This is a genomic window from Streptomyces sp. NPDC101132, assembly GCF_044759225.1.
In the GTDB taxonomy this organism is placed as follows: domain Bacteria; phylum Actinomycetota; class Actinomycetes; order Streptomycetales; family Streptomycetaceae; genus Streptomyces.
Genome location: NZ_JBIVYX010000010.1, coordinates 105,537 through 124,473 on the forward strand (window position 1 = coordinate 105,537; position 18,937 = coordinate 124,473).

Annotated in this window: 19 protein-coding genes and 1 tRNA gene; 8 read left to right on the forward strand and 12 right to left on the reverse strand. The window is 73.3% G+C overall.

The annotated features are described in order from the left end of the window. The first annotated feature begins 8 nt into the window (after window positions 1-8). Both ACIQUR_RS23465 and ACIQUR_RS23470 read left to right on the forward strand, forming a co-directional pair. Complete coding sequence (locus ACIQUR_RS23465) at window positions 9-1,364, forward strand: VWA domain-containing protein (RefSeq protein ID WP_403667452.1); 1,356 nt, start codon at window positions 9-11, stop codon at window positions 1,362-1,364. Window positions 1,365-1,411: 47 nt separating this feature from the next. Then, window positions 1,412-2,617 carry an FHA domain-containing protein gene (locus tag ACIQUR_RS23470; protein ID WP_403667455.1) on the forward strand — a complete coding sequence of 402 codons (1,206 nt, stop codon included), beginning with the start codon at window positions 1,412-1,414 and terminating at the stop codon, window positions 2,615-2,617. 103 nt (window positions 2,618-2,720) lie between these two features. Here ACIQUR_RS23470 and ACIQUR_RS23475 read toward each other — a convergent pair whose 3' ends face one another. After that, window positions 2,721-3,467, reverse strand: a complete 747-nt coding sequence (locus ACIQUR_RS23475) for a cytochrome c biogenesis CcdA family protein (protein ID WP_403667932.1) — start codon at window positions 3,465-3,467, stop codon at window positions 2,721-2,723. A gap of 175 nt (window positions 3,468-3,642) precedes the next feature. Next, on the reverse strand, window positions 3,643-4,662 hold the full coding sequence (locus ACIQUR_RS23480; RefSeq protein ID WP_403667458.1) for a methyltransferase domain-containing protein: 1,020 nt from the start codon (window positions 4,660-4,662) through the stop codon (window positions 3,643-3,645). Between the two features lie 90 nt (window positions 4,663-4,752). On the opposite strand from ACIQUR_RS23480, the gene ACIQUR_RS23485 reads away from it, so the two are divergent. Then, complete coding sequence (locus tag ACIQUR_RS23485; RefSeq protein WP_403667461.1) at window positions 4,753-5,154, forward strand: globin; 402 nt, start codon at window positions 4,753-4,755, stop codon at window positions 5,152-5,154. 60 nt (window positions 5,155-5,214) lie between these two features. Here ACIQUR_RS23485 and ACIQUR_RS23490 read toward each other — a convergent pair whose 3' ends face one another. The 7 genes from ACIQUR_RS23490 to ACIQUR_RS23520 all read right to left on the reverse strand — a co-directional run bounded on the left by ACIQUR_RS23490 (window position 5,215) and on the right by ACIQUR_RS23520 (window position 13,428). Next, window positions 5,215-5,913: a hypothetical protein gene (locus tag ACIQUR_RS23490; protein WP_403667464.1), complete on the reverse strand. Its 699-nt coding sequence runs from the start codon at window positions 5,911-5,913 to the stop codon at window positions 5,215-5,217. Further along, window positions 5,910-6,341, reverse strand: coding sequence for an acyl-CoA thioesterase (locus ACIQUR_RS23495; protein ID WP_399950550.1), 432 nt, complete (start codon window positions 6,339-6,341; stop codon window positions 5,910-5,912). The genes ACIQUR_RS23490 and ACIQUR_RS23495 overlap by 4 nt, the downstream gene beginning before the upstream one ends. Before the next feature lie 2 nt (window positions 6,342-6,343). Continuing rightward, on the reverse strand, window positions 6,344-8,008 hold the full coding sequence (ettA, locus tag ACIQUR_RS23500; RefSeq protein ID WP_403667467.1) for an energy-dependent translational throttle protein EttA: 1,665 nt from the start codon (window positions 8,006-8,008) through the stop codon (window positions 6,344-6,346). A gap of 121 nt (window positions 8,009-8,129) precedes the next feature. Then, window positions 8,130-9,323, reverse strand: a complete 1,194-nt coding sequence (locus ACIQUR_RS23505) for a TQXA domain-containing protein (protein WP_403667470.1) — start codon at window positions 9,321-9,323, stop codon at window positions 8,130-8,132. 161 nt (window positions 9,324-9,484) lie between these two features. Further along, window positions 9,485-9,889, reverse strand: coding sequence for a single-stranded DNA-binding protein (locus ACIQUR_RS23510; RefSeq protein WP_403667473.1), 405 nt, complete (start codon window positions 9,887-9,889; stop codon window positions 9,485-9,487). 118 nt (window positions 9,890-10,007) lie between these two features. Continuing rightward, entirely contained in the window at window positions 10,008-11,795 is a 1,788-nt protein-coding gene (locus ACIQUR_RS23515) for a GTPase (RefSeq protein WP_403667935.1), read from the reverse strand. A 13-nt stretch (window positions 11,796-11,808) separates the two neighbouring features. Further along, entirely contained in the window at window positions 11,809-13,428 is a 1,620-nt protein-coding gene (locus ACIQUR_RS23520; RefSeq protein ID WP_403667476.1) for a dynamin family protein, read from the reverse strand. Window positions 13,429-13,761: 333 nt separating this feature from the next. Between ACIQUR_RS23520 and ACIQUR_RS23525 the strand changes: the two genes are divergently transcribed. Together ACIQUR_RS23525 and ACIQUR_RS23530 are read left to right on the forward strand one after the other, a co-directional pair. Next, window positions 13,762-13,834 (forward strand) — tRNA-Arg (locus ACIQUR_RS23525). Window positions 13,835-14,094: 260 nt separating this feature from the next. Continuing rightward, window positions 14,095-14,760: an HAD family hydrolase gene (locus ACIQUR_RS23530; RefSeq protein WP_403667478.1), complete on the forward strand. Its 666-nt coding sequence runs from the start codon at window positions 14,095-14,097 to the stop codon at window positions 14,758-14,760. Here the strand turns inward: ACIQUR_RS23530 and ACIQUR_RS23535 are convergent. Further along, window positions 14,741-15,970 carry a transcriptional regulator gene (locus tag ACIQUR_RS23535; protein ID WP_403667481.1) on the reverse strand — a complete coding sequence of 410 codons (1,230 nt, stop codon included), beginning with the start codon at window positions 15,968-15,970 and terminating at the stop codon, window positions 14,741-14,743. The two genes, ACIQUR_RS23530 and ACIQUR_RS23535, sit on opposite strands and share 20 nt — an antisense overlap. Before the next feature lie 191 nt (window positions 15,971-16,161). On the opposite strand from ACIQUR_RS23535, the gene ACIQUR_RS23540 reads away from it, so the two are divergent. The 3 genes from ACIQUR_RS23540 to ACIQUR_RS23550 all read left to right on the forward strand — a co-directional run bounded on the left by ACIQUR_RS23540 (window position 16,162) and on the right by ACIQUR_RS23550 (window position 17,718). Next, the gene (locus ACIQUR_RS23540; RefSeq protein ID WP_403667484.1) at window positions 16,162-16,710 is read left to right on the forward strand and encodes a hypothetical protein; all 549 of its coding nucleotides are present in this window, start codon (window positions 16,162-16,164) and stop codon (window positions 16,708-16,710) included. A 163-nt stretch (window positions 16,711-16,873) separates the two neighbouring features. Continuing rightward, on the forward strand, window positions 16,874-17,461 hold the full coding sequence (locus ACIQUR_RS23545; RefSeq protein WP_403667487.1) for a glycine-rich domain-containing protein: 588 nt from the start codon (window positions 16,874-16,876) through the stop codon (window positions 17,459-17,461). A 32-nt stretch (window positions 17,462-17,493) separates the two neighbouring features. After that, a complete protein-coding gene (locus ACIQUR_RS23550) occupies window positions 17,494-17,718 on the forward strand; it encodes a hypothetical protein (RefSeq protein ID WP_403667490.1) in 225 nt (74 codons plus the stop codon). A 284-nt stretch (window positions 17,719-18,002) separates the two neighbouring features. Here the strand turns inward: ACIQUR_RS23550 and ACIQUR_RS23555 are convergent, their stop codons facing one another. Both ACIQUR_RS23555 and ACIQUR_RS23560 read right to left on the reverse strand, forming a co-directional pair. Next, on the reverse strand, window positions 18,003-18,323 hold the full coding sequence (locus ACIQUR_RS23555) for a hypothetical protein (protein ID WP_403667493.1): 321 nt from the start codon (window positions 18,321-18,323) through the stop codon (window positions 18,003-18,005). Window positions 18,324-18,385: 62 nt separating this feature from the next. Next, the gene (locus ACIQUR_RS23560) at window positions 18,386-18,865 is read right to left on the reverse strand and encodes a phospholipase (protein ID WP_403667495.1); all 480 of its coding nucleotides are present in this window, start codon (window positions 18,863-18,865) and stop codon (window positions 18,386-18,388) included. Window positions 18,866-18,937: the final 72 nt, after the last annotated feature.

Genomic DNA, 18,937 nt, shown 5'->3' on the forward strand with positions numbered 1-18,937 from the left:
CAGAACCGATGGCCAACTTCGCCAAGCCGAGCGCTCCGCGCTTCGACGTCGAGGTCTACCAGAACGAGTACCTGCCCGAGGGCGGCCGCGACGTCAGCGCCATCGTCACCGTGACCTCGACCGGCGGCGGCAGCGTCAGCCGGACCGGCGCCGGCACCACGGGTGCCGGCGGCCCGGCCGGCGGGTCGGCCGTCGTGATCATGGTCGACTGCTCGGGGTCCATGGACTACCCGCCGGAGAAGATGCGCAACGCCCGCGAGGCGACGGCCGCCGCCGTCGACACCCTCCGGGACGGCACCTCCTTCGCCGTGGTCGCCGGTACGCACGTGGCCCGGGACGTGTACCCGGGCGGCGGCCGCCTCGCGGTGGCCGGCCCGGAGACCCGCGCCGCGGCCAAGGAGGCCCTGCGCCGGCTGACGGCGGGCGGCGGCACCGCGATCGGCACCTGGCTGCGGCTGGCCGAGAGCCTGTTCTCGGGTACGGACGGGACGGCGATCCGGCACGGCATCCTGCTCACCGACGGCCGGAACGAGCACGAGACGCCGGAGGCGCTGGCGGCCGCGCTGGAGCACTGCGCGGGGAGGTTCACCTGTGACGCCCGTGGCGTCGGGACGGACTGGGAGGTCAAGGAGGTCACCGGGATCGCCGAGGCGCTGCTGGGCCGGGCCGACATCGTGGCCGACCCGGCGGGCCTGCGGGCCGACTTCACCGCGATGATGGCGCGGGCCATGGACAAGGAGGTCGGCGACGTCGCGCTGCGGCTGTGGACCCCGGTCGGCGCCGAGGTCCTCTTCGTGAAGCAGGTCGCGCCGAGCGTGGTCGATCTCACGGACCGCCGCACCGAGGCGGGCCCGCGCGCCGGGGACTACCCGACCGGTTCCTGGGGCGACGAATCCCGCGACTACCACGTCGGCGTACGCGTACCCGGCGCCGGGATCGGGCAGGAAATGCTCGCGGCGCGGGCCTCGTTGGTGGCCCCCGGCCCCGCGGGGGAGGGCGCGGGACCGGTCGTGCTGTCCCAGGGGCTGGTACGGGCGGTGTGGACGGACGACCTGGCCGCGTCGACGGCGATCAACGCGCAAGTGGCGCATTACACAGGCCAGGCGGAGCTGGCCAGGGCCATCCAGCAGGGCCTGGAAGCCCGTAAATCGGGAGATTTCGATGGTGCGACGGCCAAGCTGGGACGGGCCGTACAACTGGCGAGTGCGTCCGGGAACGAGGACACTGCGAAACTGCTTGCGAAGGTGGTCGACGTCGTCGACGCCGCGACCGGTACTGTGCGGCTGAAGGCGAAGGTCACGGATGCGGACGAGATGACTCTCGAAACGCGTTCGACGCAGACCGTTCGAGTGAAGAAGTCCTGAATTGCGGCCCTGACGGGGGCTGGACAGGGAGAGGGGGAAGGGCCGACATGCCGACCTGCCCGAACGGACACCAATCGGTCTCCGAAGACTGGTGCGAGGTCTGCGGCCACCGCATGGCCGGACCGGGTGCGCCCGCGGGGGCTCCCGCGCCGGGGCCCTCCTACGGCGGCTACGGCTACCCGGGTCCCGGGGGCGACGCCACCATGCAGGCCGAGCTCTGCCCGCAGTGCCGCACCCCCCGCGAGGCCATGGCGCCGTTCTGCGAGGAGTGCCGCTACAACTTCCTGACCCGCCAGCCCACCGGCTACAGCCCGCAGCAGCCCGGTGGCGGCCGCGGTCCCGGCCCGGGTGCGCCCGTACCGCCGCACGGCACGGGCGCGGGGGTCCCCGTGCCCCCGCCCGGTCCCGGCGGACGCCCGGGCCCCGGCATGAACCTGCCGCCCGGCTACCAGCCGCAGCAGGACCACTTCGACTACCAGGGCTCCCGGCCCTCCCAGGTGAACCGGCCGGCCGAGCCGCTGCACGGCGACCCCGCGGGCGGCTACCAGCAGCCCGGCCCGCCGCCGCCGGGGGCGTTCCAGCAGCGCCACCAGGGCCCGCCGGCTCCCGCGCCCGCCCCGCACCAGACCGGCGGCGACGACTGGATGCTCCCGCCGCCCGGCCAGCAGCAGTCGCAGCAGCCGCCGTACCAGCAGGGCCCGCCGCAGCAGCACCAGCACCCGGGCGCGCCCGGCCCCGGCATGCACCCGCAGGGGGGTCACCCGGGCCAGGGCGGACACCCCGGTCAGCAGGGCCACCCGGGACAGGGCGGACACCCCGGCCAGCACGCCCCCTTCCCCGCGCAGGGCGGCGCCTGGTCGGCGACCATCGGTCCCGACCGCTCGTACTTCATGGCGATGATGCAGCGCAGCGGCCCGGAGGCCGCGGGCCTGAACCTGCCCGCGTACTCCCCCGAGCAGCACCTGCCGCTGACCGGCGGCCAGATCACCATCGGCCGCCGCCGCCAGTCCACGGGCGAGTCCCCGGACATCGACCTCTCGGTGCCGCCGGAGGACCCGGGCGTCTCCCACCAGCACGCCGTGCTGGTGCAGCAGCCGGACGGCAGCTGGGCCGTGGTGGACCAGAACTCCACCAACGGCACCACGGTCAACGGCGGCGACGACCCGATCCAGCCGTACGTGCCCGTGCCGCTGGGCGACGGCGACCGCGTGCACGTGGGCGCCTGGACCACGATCACCATCCGGCGCGGCTAGCACCGGCGCCGGTGCTGACGCCTTCGGCGACAGCTCGACGTGAACGCAGGGGCCCCGCCGACCGGGAGGTCGGCGGGGCCCCTGCGCGTGCGGACCGGACGGTTCAGATGCCGACCGCGTTCGTCGTCGGCAGCCACGACTGCAGCTGGAGGACCAGCTGGCTCCACGCGCCGGTGATCAGCAGCACGCCGACCGCGACCAGGAATCCCCCGCCGATCCTCAGCACCCACTTGTAGTGCCGCTTGACCCAGCCGAACGCCCCCATCGACCGGCGGAAGGCCAGGGCCGTGAGGATGAACGGCACCCCGAGTCCCAGGCAGAAGAACACCATCAGCAGCGCCCCGCGCCCCGGGCTGTCCTGCCCCATGGAGAGCCCCATCACCGCGCCGAGCGTCGGACCCATGCACGGCGTCCATCCCAGCCCGAACGTGAAGCCGAGGACCGGGGCTCCCAGCAGGCCCGCGGCCGGCTTCCGGTGGATCCTGATGTCGCGCTGCATCAGTCCCGGCAGGAATCCCATGAACGCCAGGCCGAACAGCACGGTCAGCGAGCCCAGAACGATTTCCAGGGTCTCCTTGTACTGCGACAGGGTGTTGCCGAAGTACCCGAAGAAGGCGCCCTGCGAAATGAACGGGGCCGAGAATCCGAGGACGAAGAGGAACGCCCCGAGGAGCATCCGGCCGCGCTTGGCCCCACCGGGCCCACCGCCGCCGGGGCCCGCCTCCGCGGCGGACAGGCCGGTGACGTAGCCGAGGTATCCCGGGACGAGCGGCAGCACGCAGGGCGAGAAGAAGGAGATGAGACCGGCCAGCAGGGCGACGGGTACGGCCAGCACCAGGGCACCGTTCATCACCACCGAGTCGGCGGTTGCCGCCAGGACCACAGGGCCTCCTACTTTCCCGCCGCGTTCCGCCCGGCCACGGCTCCCGGGCACATATCGCCCACAAGTGTGGCACGGGGCTTTCGGGCCCTTTCGTGCGGGCCCCGGGCACCGGCGGGGCCCGGCGGGCCCTTCTCCACAGCCGTCAGCCGGGCCCGCTCCCGAGCGGCCACACGTAGGGCCCCTGGGGATCGTCCAGCCAGGACCACTCCCCCTCGGCGTTCACCGTCACGCCGAAGCGCTCGCGCCCCGGGCGCCCCTCGCCGCGCCACAGGTCCAGCGCCTCGCGCGGGTGCAGCGCCGTACCGGTCAGCCCGAGCATGAAGCGGAACCGGTCGTCCTCGTGCAGGTCGTACGGCAGGTCGTACGGCGGCCTGGACACCTCCGGACCGGCCGCGCCCCGTATCCCGCCGCGCAGCGGCACGAAGTACACCGGCGTGTGCAGGAACCGCCCCTCCGCGAAGCCCGCGCCGTGGACCGCCAGCGCCAGCAGCCCGGTCGAGAGCGGGGCCAGGATCCGCGCCCCGGGCACGCACTGGCCCAGCCAGGCGTGCGGCACCAGCGGCAGCGTGCAGGTCGCGATGATCCGGTCGTACGGGGCGCGGGCCGGGCAGCCGCGCGCCCCGTCGCCGGTCACCACCAGGGGGTGGTAACCGAGCCGGGCGAGGTGCGCGCGGGCCGACTCGGTGATCTCCTCGTCGAGGTCGACGGTGGTCACGTTCCCGTCGCCCAGCCGGTGGCAGAGCAGGGCCGCGTTGTAGCCGGTGCCGGCGCCGATCTCCAGCACCCGATGCCCTTCGCGGACGTCGAGCGCGGTCAGCATCCGGGCCATCAGCGAGGGCTGGCTGCTGGAGGAGACCAGCTCGCCGTCGCGCAGCCGGGTGGCCAGCGGGGTGTCCGTGTAGACGCCGCGCAGCCAGCGGGCCCGCCGCTCTGGGTCCGGGTCCTCGCCCCACAGGCGCTCGTACCCGGCGCCGCGGCCCGTGTAGAAGTACGGGACGAAGACGTGCCGCGGCACCGCCGAGAACGCCGCGCGCCAGGCGGGGTCGCGGAGGTCGCCGGCCGCGACCAGCTCGCGGACCTGCGCCGCGTGCGCCGTCTCCCGTTCCACCGCGTGCGGTGCCTCGTGCGCCCTGTGTGCCCGGTGCGCGCTCCGTGCGCCCATGACTCCACTGTCCTGCCGCCGGCGGTTCCCGGCCAACGGGGCGGTCCTGGGACCGGGGTCCTCCGTCCGGGCGTCTGAGACGATGGTCGGGTGAATGAGATTCCCCAGGACACGCTTCCGGAGCAGACGTTCTACGAGCAGGTGGGCGGCGAGGAGACCTTCCGGCGCCTGGTGCGCCGGTTCTACGAAGGGGTCGCCGGCGACCCGCTGCTGCGTCCCATGTACCCGGAGGAGGACCTCGGCCCGGCCGAGGAGCGGTTCGCGCTGTTCCTGATGCAGTACTGGGGCGGTCCGACGACGTACAGCGAGCACCGGGGGCACCCGCGGCTGCGGATGCGGCACGCGCCCTTCGTCGTGGACAAGGCGGCGCACGACGCGTGGCTGGGGCACATGCGGGACGCGGTGGACGAGCTGGGCCTGGCGCCCGAGCACGAGGCGCAGCTCTGGCGGTACCTGACCTACGCCGCCGCCTCGATGATCAACACCGCGTAGCGGGGCCGGGCGACGGGGCGGGGCGTAGGGGGGCGGTGCCCGTCGGGCGCGCCGGGCGGGTCAGACGGGGCGGACCTGGAGGGCGCCCAGGCCGCCACCGGGGCGGCGCAGGGCCACGGAGCCGTACGGCGTGCTCAGGCGCAGCCAGCCGCCCGAGGCGAGCAGGGCGACGGAACCGGGCTCGGACGAGCCGGTGCCGGTGCCCGCGGCGGCCCGTACGGGGCGCAGGAATCCCAGGGACTGGGCGGCGTGCACGGCGCGCAGCGGCAGTTCGGTCCCGCCGAGGGTGCGGGACCAGATCTCGCGGCCGATCCGGTCGCGCTCGGCGCGGGTCCTGGACGCGGCCGGCAGGGCCTCGTCCCGGGCCCGGAACTCCGCCACGGCCACGCCGACGGCGGTCCGCATCTCGTCGGCCGTCGGCAGGCCGGCGATGCGCTGCCAGCCGCCGCGGGGCGGCAGCACGCCGGCCCACGGCGGACCGGTGACGGGCGCGGGCACCACGGCGGTGCCGGCGGCCTCGTCGACCGATTCGAGCAGCTCGCCCGCGGAGACGGTGAGGTCCAGCGTCACGGGCTCGGCGAGCCGGGCCGTGCGGATCGCGAGGACCTCGAAGGACGGCGGGCGGCCGAACACGGCCAGCGCCCCGCCGCCGCCCTGGAGGCGGACGGCGGCGGCGCGGTCGTAGTGCACGAGGCGGCCGAGGAAGGCGGCGAGGTCCGCCGCCTCCCCCGAGTCGGCCAGCCGCAGGCGGAGCGTCATGCGGCGGCGCGCCCTTCGGCGCTGTCGTCGACGTACTCCTGGAGGAACGAGCGCTCCTCCTCGGTGATGCGGCGGGGCCGCTGGGCCTCCAGGTCGAAGGGCACGACCACGGTCTCGGCCCGTACGTAGACCTGCTCCGGGTCCTTGATCTCGTAGGCGATGACCAGCGAGGCCGCGCCTATCTTCTTGACCCAGGACTCGACGGTCACCGGCGCGTGCCGGTGGACCAGCGGCCGGACGTAGTCGATCTCGTGGCGGGCCACGACCGACCCGCCCTGGAACGACTGCGAGCCGTTCCCCGGTGCCAGCCGGAACATGAAGTCGATCCGGGCCTCCTCCAGGTAGCGGAGGAAGACCACGTTGTTGACGTGCCCGAAGGCGTCCATGTCCGACCAGCGGAGGGGGCAGCTGTAGAGGTGACGGGCCATGCTCAGCCTCGGGTCAGCTTCTTGTAGGTGGCGCGGTGCGGACGGGTGGCGTCCGGGCCGAGCCGCTCGACCTTGTTCTTCTCGTACGACTCGAAGTTGCCCTCGAACCAGAACCACTTCGACTCGCCCTCGTAGGCGAGGATGTGCGTGGCGACCCGGTCCAGGAACCAGCGGTCGTGGGAGACGACCACGGCGCAGCCGGGGAAGTCCAGCAGCGCGTTCTCCAGGGACGACAGGGTCTCGACGTCGAGGTCGTTGGTGGGCTCGTCGAGGAGCAGCAGGTTGCCGCCCTGCTTCAGGGTGAGCGCGAGGTTCAGGCGGTTGCGCTCACCGCCGGAGAGCACCCCGGCCGGCTTCTGCTGGTCCGGGCCCTTGAAGCCGAACGCGGAGACGTAGGCGCGGGACGGCATCTCGACCTGGCCGACGTTGATGTAGTCCAGCTCGTCGGAGACGACGGCCCACAGCGTCTTCTTGGGGTCGATGTTGGCGCGGCCCTGGTCGACGTACGAGATCTTGACGGTCTCGCCGACCTTGATGTCGCCGGAGTCCGGGGCCTCCAGGCCCTGGATCATCTTGAACAGCGTGGTCTTGCCCGCGCCGTTCGGACCGATGATGCCGACGATGCCGTTGCGCGGCAGGGTGAAGGACAGGTCGTCGATCAGGACCTTGTCGCCGAAGGCCTTGGAGAGGTTGTTGACCTCGACGACGATCGAGCCCAGGCGCGGGCCCGGCGGGATCTGGATCTCCTCGAAGTCCAGCTTCCGCATCTTCTCGGCCTCGGCGGCCATCTCCTCGTAACGGGCGAGGCGGGCCTTGGACTTGGCCTGGCGGCCCTTGGCGTTGGAGCGGACCCACTCCAGCTCTTCCTTGAGGCGCTTCTGGCGCTTCTCGTCCTTCTTGCCCTCGACCTTGAGGCGCTCGGCCTTCTTCTCCAGGTAGGTGGAGTAGTTGCCCTCGTACGGGTGGGCGCGGCCGCGGTCGAGTTCGAGGATCCACTCGGCGACGTTGTCCAGGAAGTACCGGTCGTGGGTGACGGCGACGACACAGCCCTTGTACTGGGCCAGGTGCTGCTCCAGCCAGTTCACCGACTCGGCGTCGAGGTGGTTGGTGGGCTCGTCGAGGAGCAGCAGGTCGGGGGCCTCCAGCAGCAGCTTGCAGAGGGCGACGCGGCGCTTCTCACCACCGGAGAGGGTGGTGACCGGCCAGTCGGCGGGCGGGCAGCCCAGCGCGTCCATGGCCTGCTCCAGCTGGGCGTCGAGGTCCCAGGCGTTGGCGTGGTCCAGGTCCTCCTGGAGCTTGCCCATCTCCTCCATGAGCTCGTCCGTGTAGTTCGTGGCCATCTCCTCGGCGATGGCGTTGAACCGGTCGAGCTTGCCCTTGATCTCCGCGACGCCGTCCTGGACGTTCTCCAGGACGGTCTTGGACTCGTCGAGCTTGGGCTCCTGCATGAGGATGCCGACGCTGTAACCGGGCGTGAGGAAGGCGTCACCGTTGGACGGCTGCTCGATGCCCGCCATGATCTTCAGAACGGTGGACTTGCCGGCGCCGTTCGGGCCGACCACGCCGATCTTCGCTCCCGGCAGGAAGTTCAGGAAGACGTCGTCGAGGATCACCTTGTCGCCGTGCGCCTTGCGCGCCTTGCGCATGGTGTAGATGAACTCAGCCAAGAGAAACCGTCCGGCAGATCGATGATGGGCAGATACACCCCATCTTGCCGTACGTCCATCCCCGGGCGGAAACCCGTATGGCGCCGGTCACCCCCCGCGGGGCGCGCCCGGCGCCGGTGGATCACTCGGGGGACTCGGTGTCCGTGGGGCGCTTGCGCAGCAGGAACACGACTCCGGCGCCCAGCACCACCAGGCCCACGGCGAGCGAGGCGATCACGGGGGTGGCGCTGGAGCTGCCGCTGGCCGCGAGGCGGGTGTCGGAGGCGTCGGCGCTCTCCTCGGCGGCGGGCAGCGGGAGCGCGTCGGCGTAGGTACGGGCCGCCAGGCGGGTGGGGGCCCAGACCCCGGTGGCCGTGGCGGTGGCCGCGGATTCGCTGGAACCGGCCACGATCTGCGCCTGGCTGCTGCCGTCGCTGATCAGCACCCGGCCGACCGGGACCTTGGTGGAGCCCTGCACGGTGACCGCGCCGGCACCGTCCGTGGCGCCCTTGGGCACGTCGAACCAGAGCAGGGCGCCGGGCACGGCCGTGGCGACCGGGGCGCCGTCCGCGCCGACGATCCGCACGCCGGCGGCCCGGGCCGCCGCGTCCGGGGCGACGGCGACGCTCTGGGCGCCGGTGTGGACGGTGACGGGTCCGATCCGGCTGCCGGAGGTGCCGGTGACGGTGGCGGGGGTCAGGCTGAGCGAGGCGGGGGGCTCGGCGAGCGTGCGGGCCGCCTTCTGGAGGTAGTCGGCCAGCTTCTCGGCCGCCGGGTCCACCGCCTCCACCTGCACGTGGTCCGAGAGCCGCCAGATGGCCACCTGGGTGCCGGCCGCCGCGGTCTCGGCGGTCAGCGCGCCGGCCCCGGCCCGCCGGGCGAGTCCCGCCAGGTCGTTCAGCTGGGGATAGGAGTGCTGGAGGATCCAGCGGATCCGGCCGGCGTCCCTGTTGGCGTCGAGGGGGCTGCCGCTCCAGGCGGTCTCCGCGTACCGCGCCTCCTGCTGCGACTGGATGGCGATGCCCACGCCGTACGTCTGGAGCGTGCCCCCGCCGTCGACCCGCATCTCGTTGAGCCCGGCCGCGATGGTGCGCGGGCCGTCGGGTGTGTGGAGGAGGGCCTCGCCGGAGGCGGCGGGCCCGGCCAGCACGGCGCTCGTGCCGGCCGCGGGTGTGGGCGCGAGGCGCGGGGTGCCGGCGGCACCCGCGGCCCGGGGAGCGCCCGCCGCCCCGGCGGCACCCGCCGCCCCCGCGGCGCGGGGCGCTCCGGCCGCGTGCGCCGCGCCCGCCCCGGCCACGGAAGCGGAACCGGCGAGCGCGGCCGTGAGCAGCACCACGGCGAGCGGCCGCCGCGCAGGCGCCAGAGCAGGCTGGACTGCCGGACGAGATGTAAATGCTGAAAGAAGTGAAGCGGAAACGGCGAAAGACACGGTTTTCCCCTTCGGGCCGGAGCCCCAAGTGCCCACGAGTACCGGGGAATCCTAGCGGTCTCGAACACTCAGACCACCGCCGCCTTCTGAGGTGCCGTCAGCGTGCCCTCGCCCTTGACCACACGGCGGAACGCGGAGGTGCCCCGGCTGAGGTCGTGCCCGACGGCCATGGCGTCCACGTCCGCCGAGAACCAGCGCTTGCCGTCCTCTTCCTCTTCGTCCTTCACACGCCGTCTTCCGTGCACCACCAGCGGTTCTCCGACCGAGACGGAACCGGCCAGATTCACGGCCAGGGCCCGCCGCGCCCACACCGTGTAGAAACTCGTGGGCCCGTCGGCCCAGAGTTCCTTCTGCCGGTCCCAGAACCGCGAGGTCACCGCGAAGCGGAACCGCGCCACGGCCCCGGTCGGTGCCTCGCGGTAGTCGATCCGCGTCGCCACGTTCCCCACCAGCGTCACCAGCGTGTCGTTCACCCCGGCCGCCCCCTTCCTGGCCCGGCCCTCCGGCCGGGAGTCCGTCCGGCGCTCCGGCCGGTTCCCTCGTCCGGACCCATGCTGGACCGGATCGCGGGAGGCCGCCGGGGCCTGTGGACTACCGGCCGGTTGTGGACAACCGCGCCACCGTCGCGAACTGCTCGCGCACCTCCTGGTACCGCAGCAGCTCGGCCGCGACCGGCTCCAGCACCCGGGCCCGGCCGCAGCCGGCGGCCGCCTGCCGCAGCCGCCGCTCGGCCTCCTGGCCGTACCGGCGTGCGGGGCCGCGCGCGGCGACGGTGCACATCCACTCGACCAGGGGACCCCCGACGATGCCGGCGACCATCAGCAGGACGGGGGGCATCAGCCGGGGTTCGAGCACCCCGGCGATCTGCCCCACCAGCCAGAGCCCGCCGTAGATCTGCAGCAGCGTCATGGACGCCTGGGCGAGCACCGCCGCCGGCCACCAGGCTGGCCGCGGCGGCTTGCCCGCGGGCACTCCGGCGGTGACCGCCAGCTCGTCCAGGGCCTCGGGCAGTTGCTCGGCGCCGCGCACGGCGGTCTCGCGCACGGCCAGCGCCCAGGGCTCGGGCAGTCCGGACGCCGCGTCGTCCGCGACGGTGCGGACGGCCTGTTCCACCCGCTGCCGGGCGGTGACCTCGTCCTCCGCGGGCTGTTCGGGCTCGGGGGCGGACCGGCGCAGCAGCTGCGGGGTGCGCTTGTCGTCGTACCAGCGCCACAGCCGCAGCCAGGGCGTGCCGCAGGCACGGCCCGCGTTGCGCCGCCAGGCGCGTTCGGCGGCGAGGCCGGCGGCGTGCGCGCCGACGGCCTCGGCGAGCCGGTCCTCGAACTCGGCGCGGCTGCGCTCGCTGATCTCGGGGTGCCCGTCGGCCACGTACAGCGGCCGCAGGCGGAGGGCGGCGCGGTCGACGTCGGCGGAGATCCGGCGGGTGGCGGCGCCGCGCTCCTGGGTGAACTGGCCCAGCAGTTCCCGCAGCTCGGGCACGCCCTCGCCGGTGAGGGCGGACAGGCCGAGGACGGTGGCGCCGGGCTCGCCGTGCTCGCCGAGCGCCATGCCGTCCTCGTCGAGGAGCCGGCGCAGGTCGTCGAGCACCAGGTCGGCGGCCTCGCCGGGCAGCCGGTCGATCTGGTTGAGGACGACGAAGGTGATCTCCGCGTGGCCCGACAGGGGCCGCAGGTAGCGCTCGTGGAGCACGGCGTCGGCGTACTTCTCGGGGTCGACCACCCAGATGACCGCGTCGACCAGGGCGAGGACCCGGTCGACGTGCTCGCGGTGGGTGGTGAGGGCCGAGTCGTGGTCGGGCAGGTCGATGAGGACCAGGCCGTTCATGGCGTCGTCGCGGTCGCCGCCGTCGCGCGGCCGGCGGCGCAGCCGGCCGGGGATCTCCAGCCGGTCGAGCAGTCCGGCCGCGCCGTCGGTCCAGCTGCACGCGATGGGCGCGGAGGTGGTGGGGCGGCGCAGCCCGGTCTCGGAGATCTGCACGCCGGCGAGCGCGTTGAAGAGGGTGGACTTGCCGCTGCCGGTGGCGCCGGCGATGGCGACGACGGTGTGCCGCGGGGAGAGCCCGCGGCGGGCGGCGGCCTCGTCGAGGACCCGGCCGGCCTCGGCGAGGGTCTTGCCGTCGAGGCGGGTGCGGGAAAGGCCGACGAGCTGCCGGAGGGCGTCGAGGCGTACCCGCAGGGCCTGGTTCTCGGGGCTGGGCGCGGGGACGGGCGCGGGCGCGGGGCTGCCTGCTCCCGAGACGGCCCGGGCCAGGGCGCCGGTCTCGTCGGGGTCGCCGTCGAGGTCGGTGTCCGGTGCGCCGTCCGCGTTCCCGGCCGCGCCGGTGGCGGCGCGGCGGGCGATCAGCCCGTCGTCCCAGCGGTCGTCGGTGCGGTCGGTCATGGCGGTCAACGCGTCACCTCTCCTTCTGCAGTACGGACAGCGCCGCGATCAGCTCGGCCTGGGGTTCCGGGGTCACTTCGAGGGCGTCGAGGAGGGCCAGCCTGCGGTCGCGTTCGGCCTGCAGGACCTTGTCGAGGTGGCTGCTGACGAGTTCGTTGCCGCGGTCGCGCAGCCGGACCGCGGCGTGGACGCCGATCCGCTCGGCCAGCCGGTCGCCGGCGGCCCGGGCCCGCTTGCCGCCGAGCAGCGCGGCCACGAGGAGGGCGGCCACGGCGTCGGCGGCGGGGGCGGACTGCTTGTCCATGAGGCCCACCTCCTCCTCGGCGAGCTCTTCGAGCACCCGGCGCCAGTGGCGTACCGCCACGCCGATCCGCTCGCCCGCCTCGTGGTCCGGGGAGGGCAGGGTGACGGCCCCGGAGGCGGGTTCGCGGCGCCAGGCTCCGGTGATCCGTTCGTCGGCGGCGGCGACGGCGCACTGGAGGAGGGCGGTCAGGCTCTCGGCGAGGGAGTCGAGGAGTTCGTCGGCGGTGGTGTCGAGGGGGTAGCCGCGCCAGCGGGTCAGGGCGTCCCCGGCGAGGACGGCACCGTTCTGCAGCCGGGCGCGGACGCGCTTGCCCTCGCGCTGGAAGGCGTCCTCGACGGCGGTGGTGAGGCGGACGGCGGCGGCGTGCTGGGCGGCGACGGCGGAGGCGAGTTCGGGCATCCGGCGGCCGAGGGAGTCGAGTACGCCGATGGCGGTGCGGCCCACGGCCTGCTGGCGGGCGGCGGGGTCCAGGGCGCGGTGGCTGAGCCAGTCGTACAGGGGGGCGACGGCGCTGGCGGGCAGGAGTCCGCCGCCGCCCGCGGACTCGGGCAGTTCGGGGACGGTGAAGCGGGGCACGTCGCCGAGGCCGGCGCGGGTGAGCAGGGCGCCGTACTGCCGGGAGACCTCGGCGAGGACCTGGTGGGGGACCCGGTCGAGGACGGTGATCAGGGTCGCCCGGTACTCCTTGGCGGTGCGCAGCAGGTACCAGGGGATGGCGTCTGCGTACCGGGAGGCGGTGGTGACCATGACCCAGACGTCGGCGGCGCAGATCAGTTCGGCGGCGAGGGTGCGGTTCTCCACGACGAGGGAGTCGATGTCGGGCGCGTCGAGGAGGGCCAGGCCGCGGGGCAGGCTGCTGACGGTCTCGATGCGCAGCTCGCGGCCGGTCTGCGGGGCGGGCTTGGGGGCCCGGAGGGCCTTGGGCTTCTCGGAGAGGGGGACGAGTTCGACCTCGTCCTGCGGCTGCCAGATGCGCATGAGGTCGGGCAGCACGCGCATGCCGGCGAACCAGTGGTGGTCGTCGGGGTGGCAGACCAGCACGGGCGTGCGGGTGGTGGGGCGCAGCACGCCGGCCTCGCTGACCTGGCGGCCGACCAGGGAGTTGACCAGGGTGGACTTCCCGGCGCCGGTCGAGCCGCCGACGACCGCGAGGAGCGGGGCCTCGGGGGCCTTCAGCCGCGGTACGAGGTAGTCGTCGAGCTGCGCGAGCAGCTCGGCTCTGGTCTGGCGGGCGCGGGGCGCGCCGGGGAGGGGCAGCGGCAGACGCACGGAGGCGACCCGGTCGCGCAGGGCGGAGAGGGCATCGAGCAGCTGAGGCCGAACATCCAAGGTCACCACATGCGAAGAATGCCCGTTTTTGATGCCTTTTTGAAGCTTATACGCCCTGCGCGCGCCGATCGCGACTCCGAGCGGACACGATGGACAGATGGGATGACTGGGGCGCAGGCATAACGAGTGCACAACACCCGGGGCGCGGCCGCGCAAAAGCGGTGCGAGAATCGCACCTGCCTGCGATTATCGGGACCGCTTCACCGAACCTCCACATCGTGGCACGCGAGTGAAGCAACCGGGACAAGGCAACCGGAGCCCTATCCTTGACCCGGCCCGGACGCGGTCCCACCCCCACCCCGGGGCTCCTGGCCACCCACGGCCACCTTTCCGGCCCCCGTAGCTCAGTGGATAGAGCAGGCGCCTTCTAAGCGCTTGGCCGCAGGTTCGAGTCCTGCCGGGGGCGCTTACCCCTTCTGGCCAGCATCTTTGCTGGCCTTTCCCTTTTCCGCGACTCCCCACAGCGCAAATCGGCCAAGCGCTTGGCCCAGTTCGCGAATCGGGCGTGGCGTGCTGCCACACCCCGAGGGACCCACCGTGGAACCCGAGGTGCACCACCGTTCGCATACCCGAAGCTCACCCACATCGCACAGACGCACAACGCCCCCCGGCCTCCGGGCTGGGAAGGGGCGGCTTCCTGCATCCGGTCGCCCCTAGGGTGAGCTCATGACGATTCGCGCTGTGGTGTTCGATGTCGGTGAGTGCCTGGTCGACGAGACTCGCGAGTACGGCACGTGGGCGGACTGGCTCGGCGTTCCGAGGCACACGTTCGCCGCGGTGTTCGGTGCGGTGATCGCGCAGGGCCGCGACTACCGCGAGACGTTCCAGGAGTTCCAGCCCGGGTTCGACCTGACCGAGCAGCGCGAGGCCCGCGCGGCCGCCGGCCAGCCCGAGTGGTTCGGCGAGGACGACCTGTACTCGGACGTCCGCCCGGCCCTGGCGAAGCTGCGCGCGGACGGCCTGTGGCTGGCCATCGCGGGCAACCAGACCGTGCGCGCCGGCGGCTTGCTGCGGGACCTGTTCACCGGCGACGTCGACCTGATCGGCACCTCCGACGACTGGGGCGCCAGCAAGCCCGACCCTGCGTTCTTCGAGCGCGTCGCCGCGGTCGTGCCCTTCGCCCCGGAGGAGATCCTGTACGTGGGCGACCGGGTCGACAACGACCTGCGGCCGGGCGCCGCCGCCGGGATGCGCACGGCTCTCGTTCGCCGCGGGCCGTGGGCGACGATCCAGTGGAACACGGATGAGGCCCGGTCCCTGCCGACGTTCCGTGTGGAGAGTCTGGCCGAGCTGCCGGGCCTGATCGCGGAGTTCAATTCGCGAGCGCGCTGAGCGTCGTTCCCCACCCGTACAGCCGGTCGTCGAGGTCGCGGACGCACGGCTCGTTCTGCCACGGAGCGAGCGCGCGCCGCACCTCGCGGACCCGCTCCAGCCCGGTCGCGTACCAGTGCGTCTCCAGCAGCTCCAGCGCGCGCACCGCGTACGCGGCCGCGGCCACCGGGTCGTGGGCCGCGGCCTCGACCGCCGCCAGGTCCCCGAGCACCACGGTCCGCTGCTTGTCCGCGTCCTGCGGAAGCGCCTCCAGGACGTCGAGCAGCGTCTCGCGGGCCTGCGGCAGGTGGCCGGCCTTCAGCTGCGTGTTGCCCTTGAACGCGGCCAGCCGCACCGGACTGAACCAGTCCATCCACTCCGGGGAGGCGTACTCGCCGCCGGCCGCGAGGACGTCCTCGCCGTGCCCGATCAGATTGAGCGCGGTCCTGGTGTTGCCGCAGCGCGTCTCGCACTCGGCCTCGACTGCGTCCAGCCACGCGAGGAACTCGGCCGAGGCGGGGCCCTTCCGGGCGTAGGCGCGCGCCGCGATCATCCGCTCGGCGGCCTGGTCCCGGCTGCCGGCCCACCCGGGGATGAACGCCATGTGAGCCAGGATCGCCGCGCCGAGCAGTGCGTCCTCGGCTTCCCCGGCAGCCTGGAGGGCGCGGACCCAGGTGTCGCCCGCCCGGTCGGGCTCGCGGAGGTCGAAGAACTCCATGCGGCCGGCGAGCAGCCAGGACTCGGCGAGGGCGGCCGCGAGGGTCTGCCGGGTTCGGCCGGTCGTCACGTCGAGCAGCTGTCCGCCGAGCGTGGCGTGGGCGCTCACGGCCGGGTGAAGGGTGGCGGGGGCCACCGTCCAGTACAGGCGGCGGTGGGCGCGGGTGACCGCCAGGAAGTCAGCTCCGGCAGTGGCGGGTTGGACGGCGTTCGGCGTGCGCACCGGGCCTCGGTTTGCGGGGGCGATCAGGCTTCGCAAGGGGCGGCCGCCGGCAGTGCTGCCCTCAGGTACTTGGAAGCCGAGCGCGCCGAGGTCTTGGCCGAGCAGCTCCACCAGGGCGTGGCGCACCTCCGCGTTCGGCAGCGGCGGGTTGGCGGACTCCCAGCGGCGCACCTGTCGGGTGCCTACGGGCACACCTCGGGCGGTGAGGGCGTTGGCGAGGTCTTGCTGGGAGCTGTATCCCGCAGCGAGGCGGGCGGCTCGCAGGCGGGTGTTTCCGGTGGGCCGCGGCATCTGCAACCTCCATGGAGCGGCAGGTAGATGGCCAGTGTTCCAGGACGCCCCCTTGACGGCCAGCGTTCACCGAGACGGGGGCACGGAAGCCCCCTTTGAGGGCTCAAGAAGTCCTTTTCAAAGTCCTCGTAAGAGGACTTCCTTGCGTCCAAAGTGTCCTCACCACCCGCTGACGACGTAGGGAGCACAGCGTGAGTAGGCGAACGGCTGCGGCCGAGTGGCTCGCCCAGAGCCACGACAACCCCGAGCAGGCCCACACGGAGTGGGCGCAGCGTGGCATCGCCGTGCTCCCCACCGGGGGCGTGTTCGGCGCCGTACGTCTCCCCGAGGCCCTCGTGCAGGCCGCCGTCGAGTCCACCGACAACGATCACGTCGGCTACGTCCTCGGCGAGCAGCTGGACGGCCCGGTCCTCCACGACGGGCGGGGCCGGAACTACTACGCGCTGCTCCGCCCCGAGGACCGCCTCGCGTGGGGCACGACGGCACCGGGGGTCGAGTACCTCCCTTCGCGTACGCACCTCGGCGTGCCGGCCCCCGGATTGTGCCAATACACCGCGGCGACGCCGATCTACTGGGCTGTCCCTGTGATCCGGCCGTCGTACTGCGACCTCGCGGCCCTTGCGATGCTCGTGCGCGTCGGAGCCGCCCGACTGGCCCAGGCCCGCCTACCGGCCGCGTTCGTCGGGCGTCCCGGCATGCCGCCGCTGACGGCCGAGCAGGCCACGGACGAGCCCCAGTGAGCAACCGGAGCCACAGGTGGCGTACGTCGTCACCTTGCTCGCTCTGCTGTGCTCCCTCTGGCTCGGCATCACCGCCCGCTGACGCGGGCCCACAAGCTCCCGTCCCGGCCGGCATCTGCCAAGACCACGACCGGGACGGGCCGTCCGCACCATCAACCTCACGATGGGAACGAACATGGGTTGCAAGAACCAGCCGTCTGGACCGATTCCGCCCTGCGGCACCAAGCCTCACGAGGGCAACACCGGGAGCGCAACGACCACGCGTCCGAAGGAGGCCCGCGCCCTGCTGTCCGACGCACAGTTCACGGACGTGCTGCGGACCGTCCTCGACAACAACCCGGGCATGGACATCACGATGGCGTCCCGGATCGTCGTCGAGGCCCTGAAATTCGTGGCCGCCGCCGCGACGTTCCCGGACGTGCCGATCGCTCCGACCCGCGAGGTCGACGAGGGCTGGCACGCCCTTATCCTGCACACCCACCTGTACCACGACCTGTGCCGGCGGCTCGGTCGGCACGTCCACCACTACCCGGAGCGGCCCGACTCCGGGCGATTCGACGCGAGCATCCTCACCCGCACTGTCGCCCTGATCGAGCAGACCGGCTACACACCGGACCGCGACCTGTGGGTGGCCCCCGAGCAAGCCATCGTCACCGTCGTCGCGAGCTGCTCGCACACCCCGGTCCCCGGCGGGTGCGGCCCGATCAACCCCGGGAAGTGCGCGACGCACGGCGGAGGCAAGGAGCAGTAGGCTCCGGGCACCATCGGCGAGAGGGTGAGATCATGACCGCAGACGAGGCACGGGAGCTGCACGAGGCGATGAGCTGGCATGGCGTTCCCGGCGCGCCGGCCCCGGTGTCGCCGACGGACCCGGCCGGCGAGTGGGGCATCTACCGCACCGCCGCCGACGGCACCCTGCTCGATGTCACCGAGGAGGCCCGGTCGGCAGTCGAGGCCGCGCGTCTGCGACAGCCGCGACGGGGGTTCGTCATCCCGCAGGTGTGCTGACCCCACCGGAAAGGCCCCGGCCGAGATCGGTCGGGGCTCGGTACCCGACCACGTCGTAGCGCGACGGCGGCGAGTCGCAGTCCGCCCACGGGGACCGGGCATGACGGAGGTGTCCCCACCGCAGAGTGTGCGCCAGGTCGGGGCGCGCTGGCAGCGGGGGTTCCGCGTGTCTGCGGCGCGTGGCCAGCCACGATCCCAAAGCTCCACGGTGCCACCATGGGCCTCGGCCCCGGCCAGTCACTCCTCTCCTCTGCTTCACGGGCCCTCCTCTGGGAGGGCTTTCGTCATTCCTCCTGGTTGTCGCGGGCCAGGGTGAGGGCCACTTCCTGGAGGATCTGGTCGGTGCCCGGTTCGGCGCCCGAGGCGTCGTGGGCCTCCGCCAGGGACTCGAAGGCCAGGATGAATCCGGTGACCAGGGCGCTGAGGGGACCGGACAGCTGCTCCAGGACCGCCATGCCGACCGCTTCCGCGCCCGCCTCGGCCGGGACGGTGAACTGCGTCGGGATCACCTCGCCCAGCAGTTCGGAGACGAGGCCCTCGTCGACGCCGCCGCGCAGCGCCGTCAGCGCCGCGATGGCCTTGAGCTTGATCTCGTTCTCGGTCATGGGGTCGAGCCTAGGTACCGGTCCGGCCCGCGCGCCTCGGCGGCGCGCGGGACCGGGCGGGTTCAGGCCACGGCCGCCCCGTCGACCGCGGCGGAGAAGCCGAAGGCCTTGACGGCCTGGTAGTAGGTCCAGGCCGTGGAGTCGCAGGACGCCTTCTTCACGGTGCCGTACTGGGCGCAGACGCGCTTCAGGTCGGCGTAGAAGGCGTCGTCGAGGCGGGACTTGTTGGCGTCGAAGCTGCCGGCCGCCTTGTAGTTGCGGTAGCCGAAGTCGTGGCGCGCACAGGCGGTCTGGAAGGGGAAGCCGAAGGGGTTGTCCGGCGAGGTGGTGCAGTAGTCCGTCGACCAGTCGAAGCCGTACGCGGACCAGGCGCCCTGGTTGCCCCGTGCGGACACCCAGGCGTTGTGGCTGGCGGCGCTCGTCTGGGTCCAGCTGCTCAGCACCTGCGGCTTGTCGGCGGGGGCCGCCGCGGCGGGACCCGCGAAGGCGACGATGCCGGTCATGGCGGCGGCGGCGAGCACGGTGGCGAGACGGGTGCGCATCGGAGTACCTCCGGGAAGTGGATCCGGTCGAGCCGGCCGGACTTCCCGGCGGCGGACTCCAGGTTTCTCGGA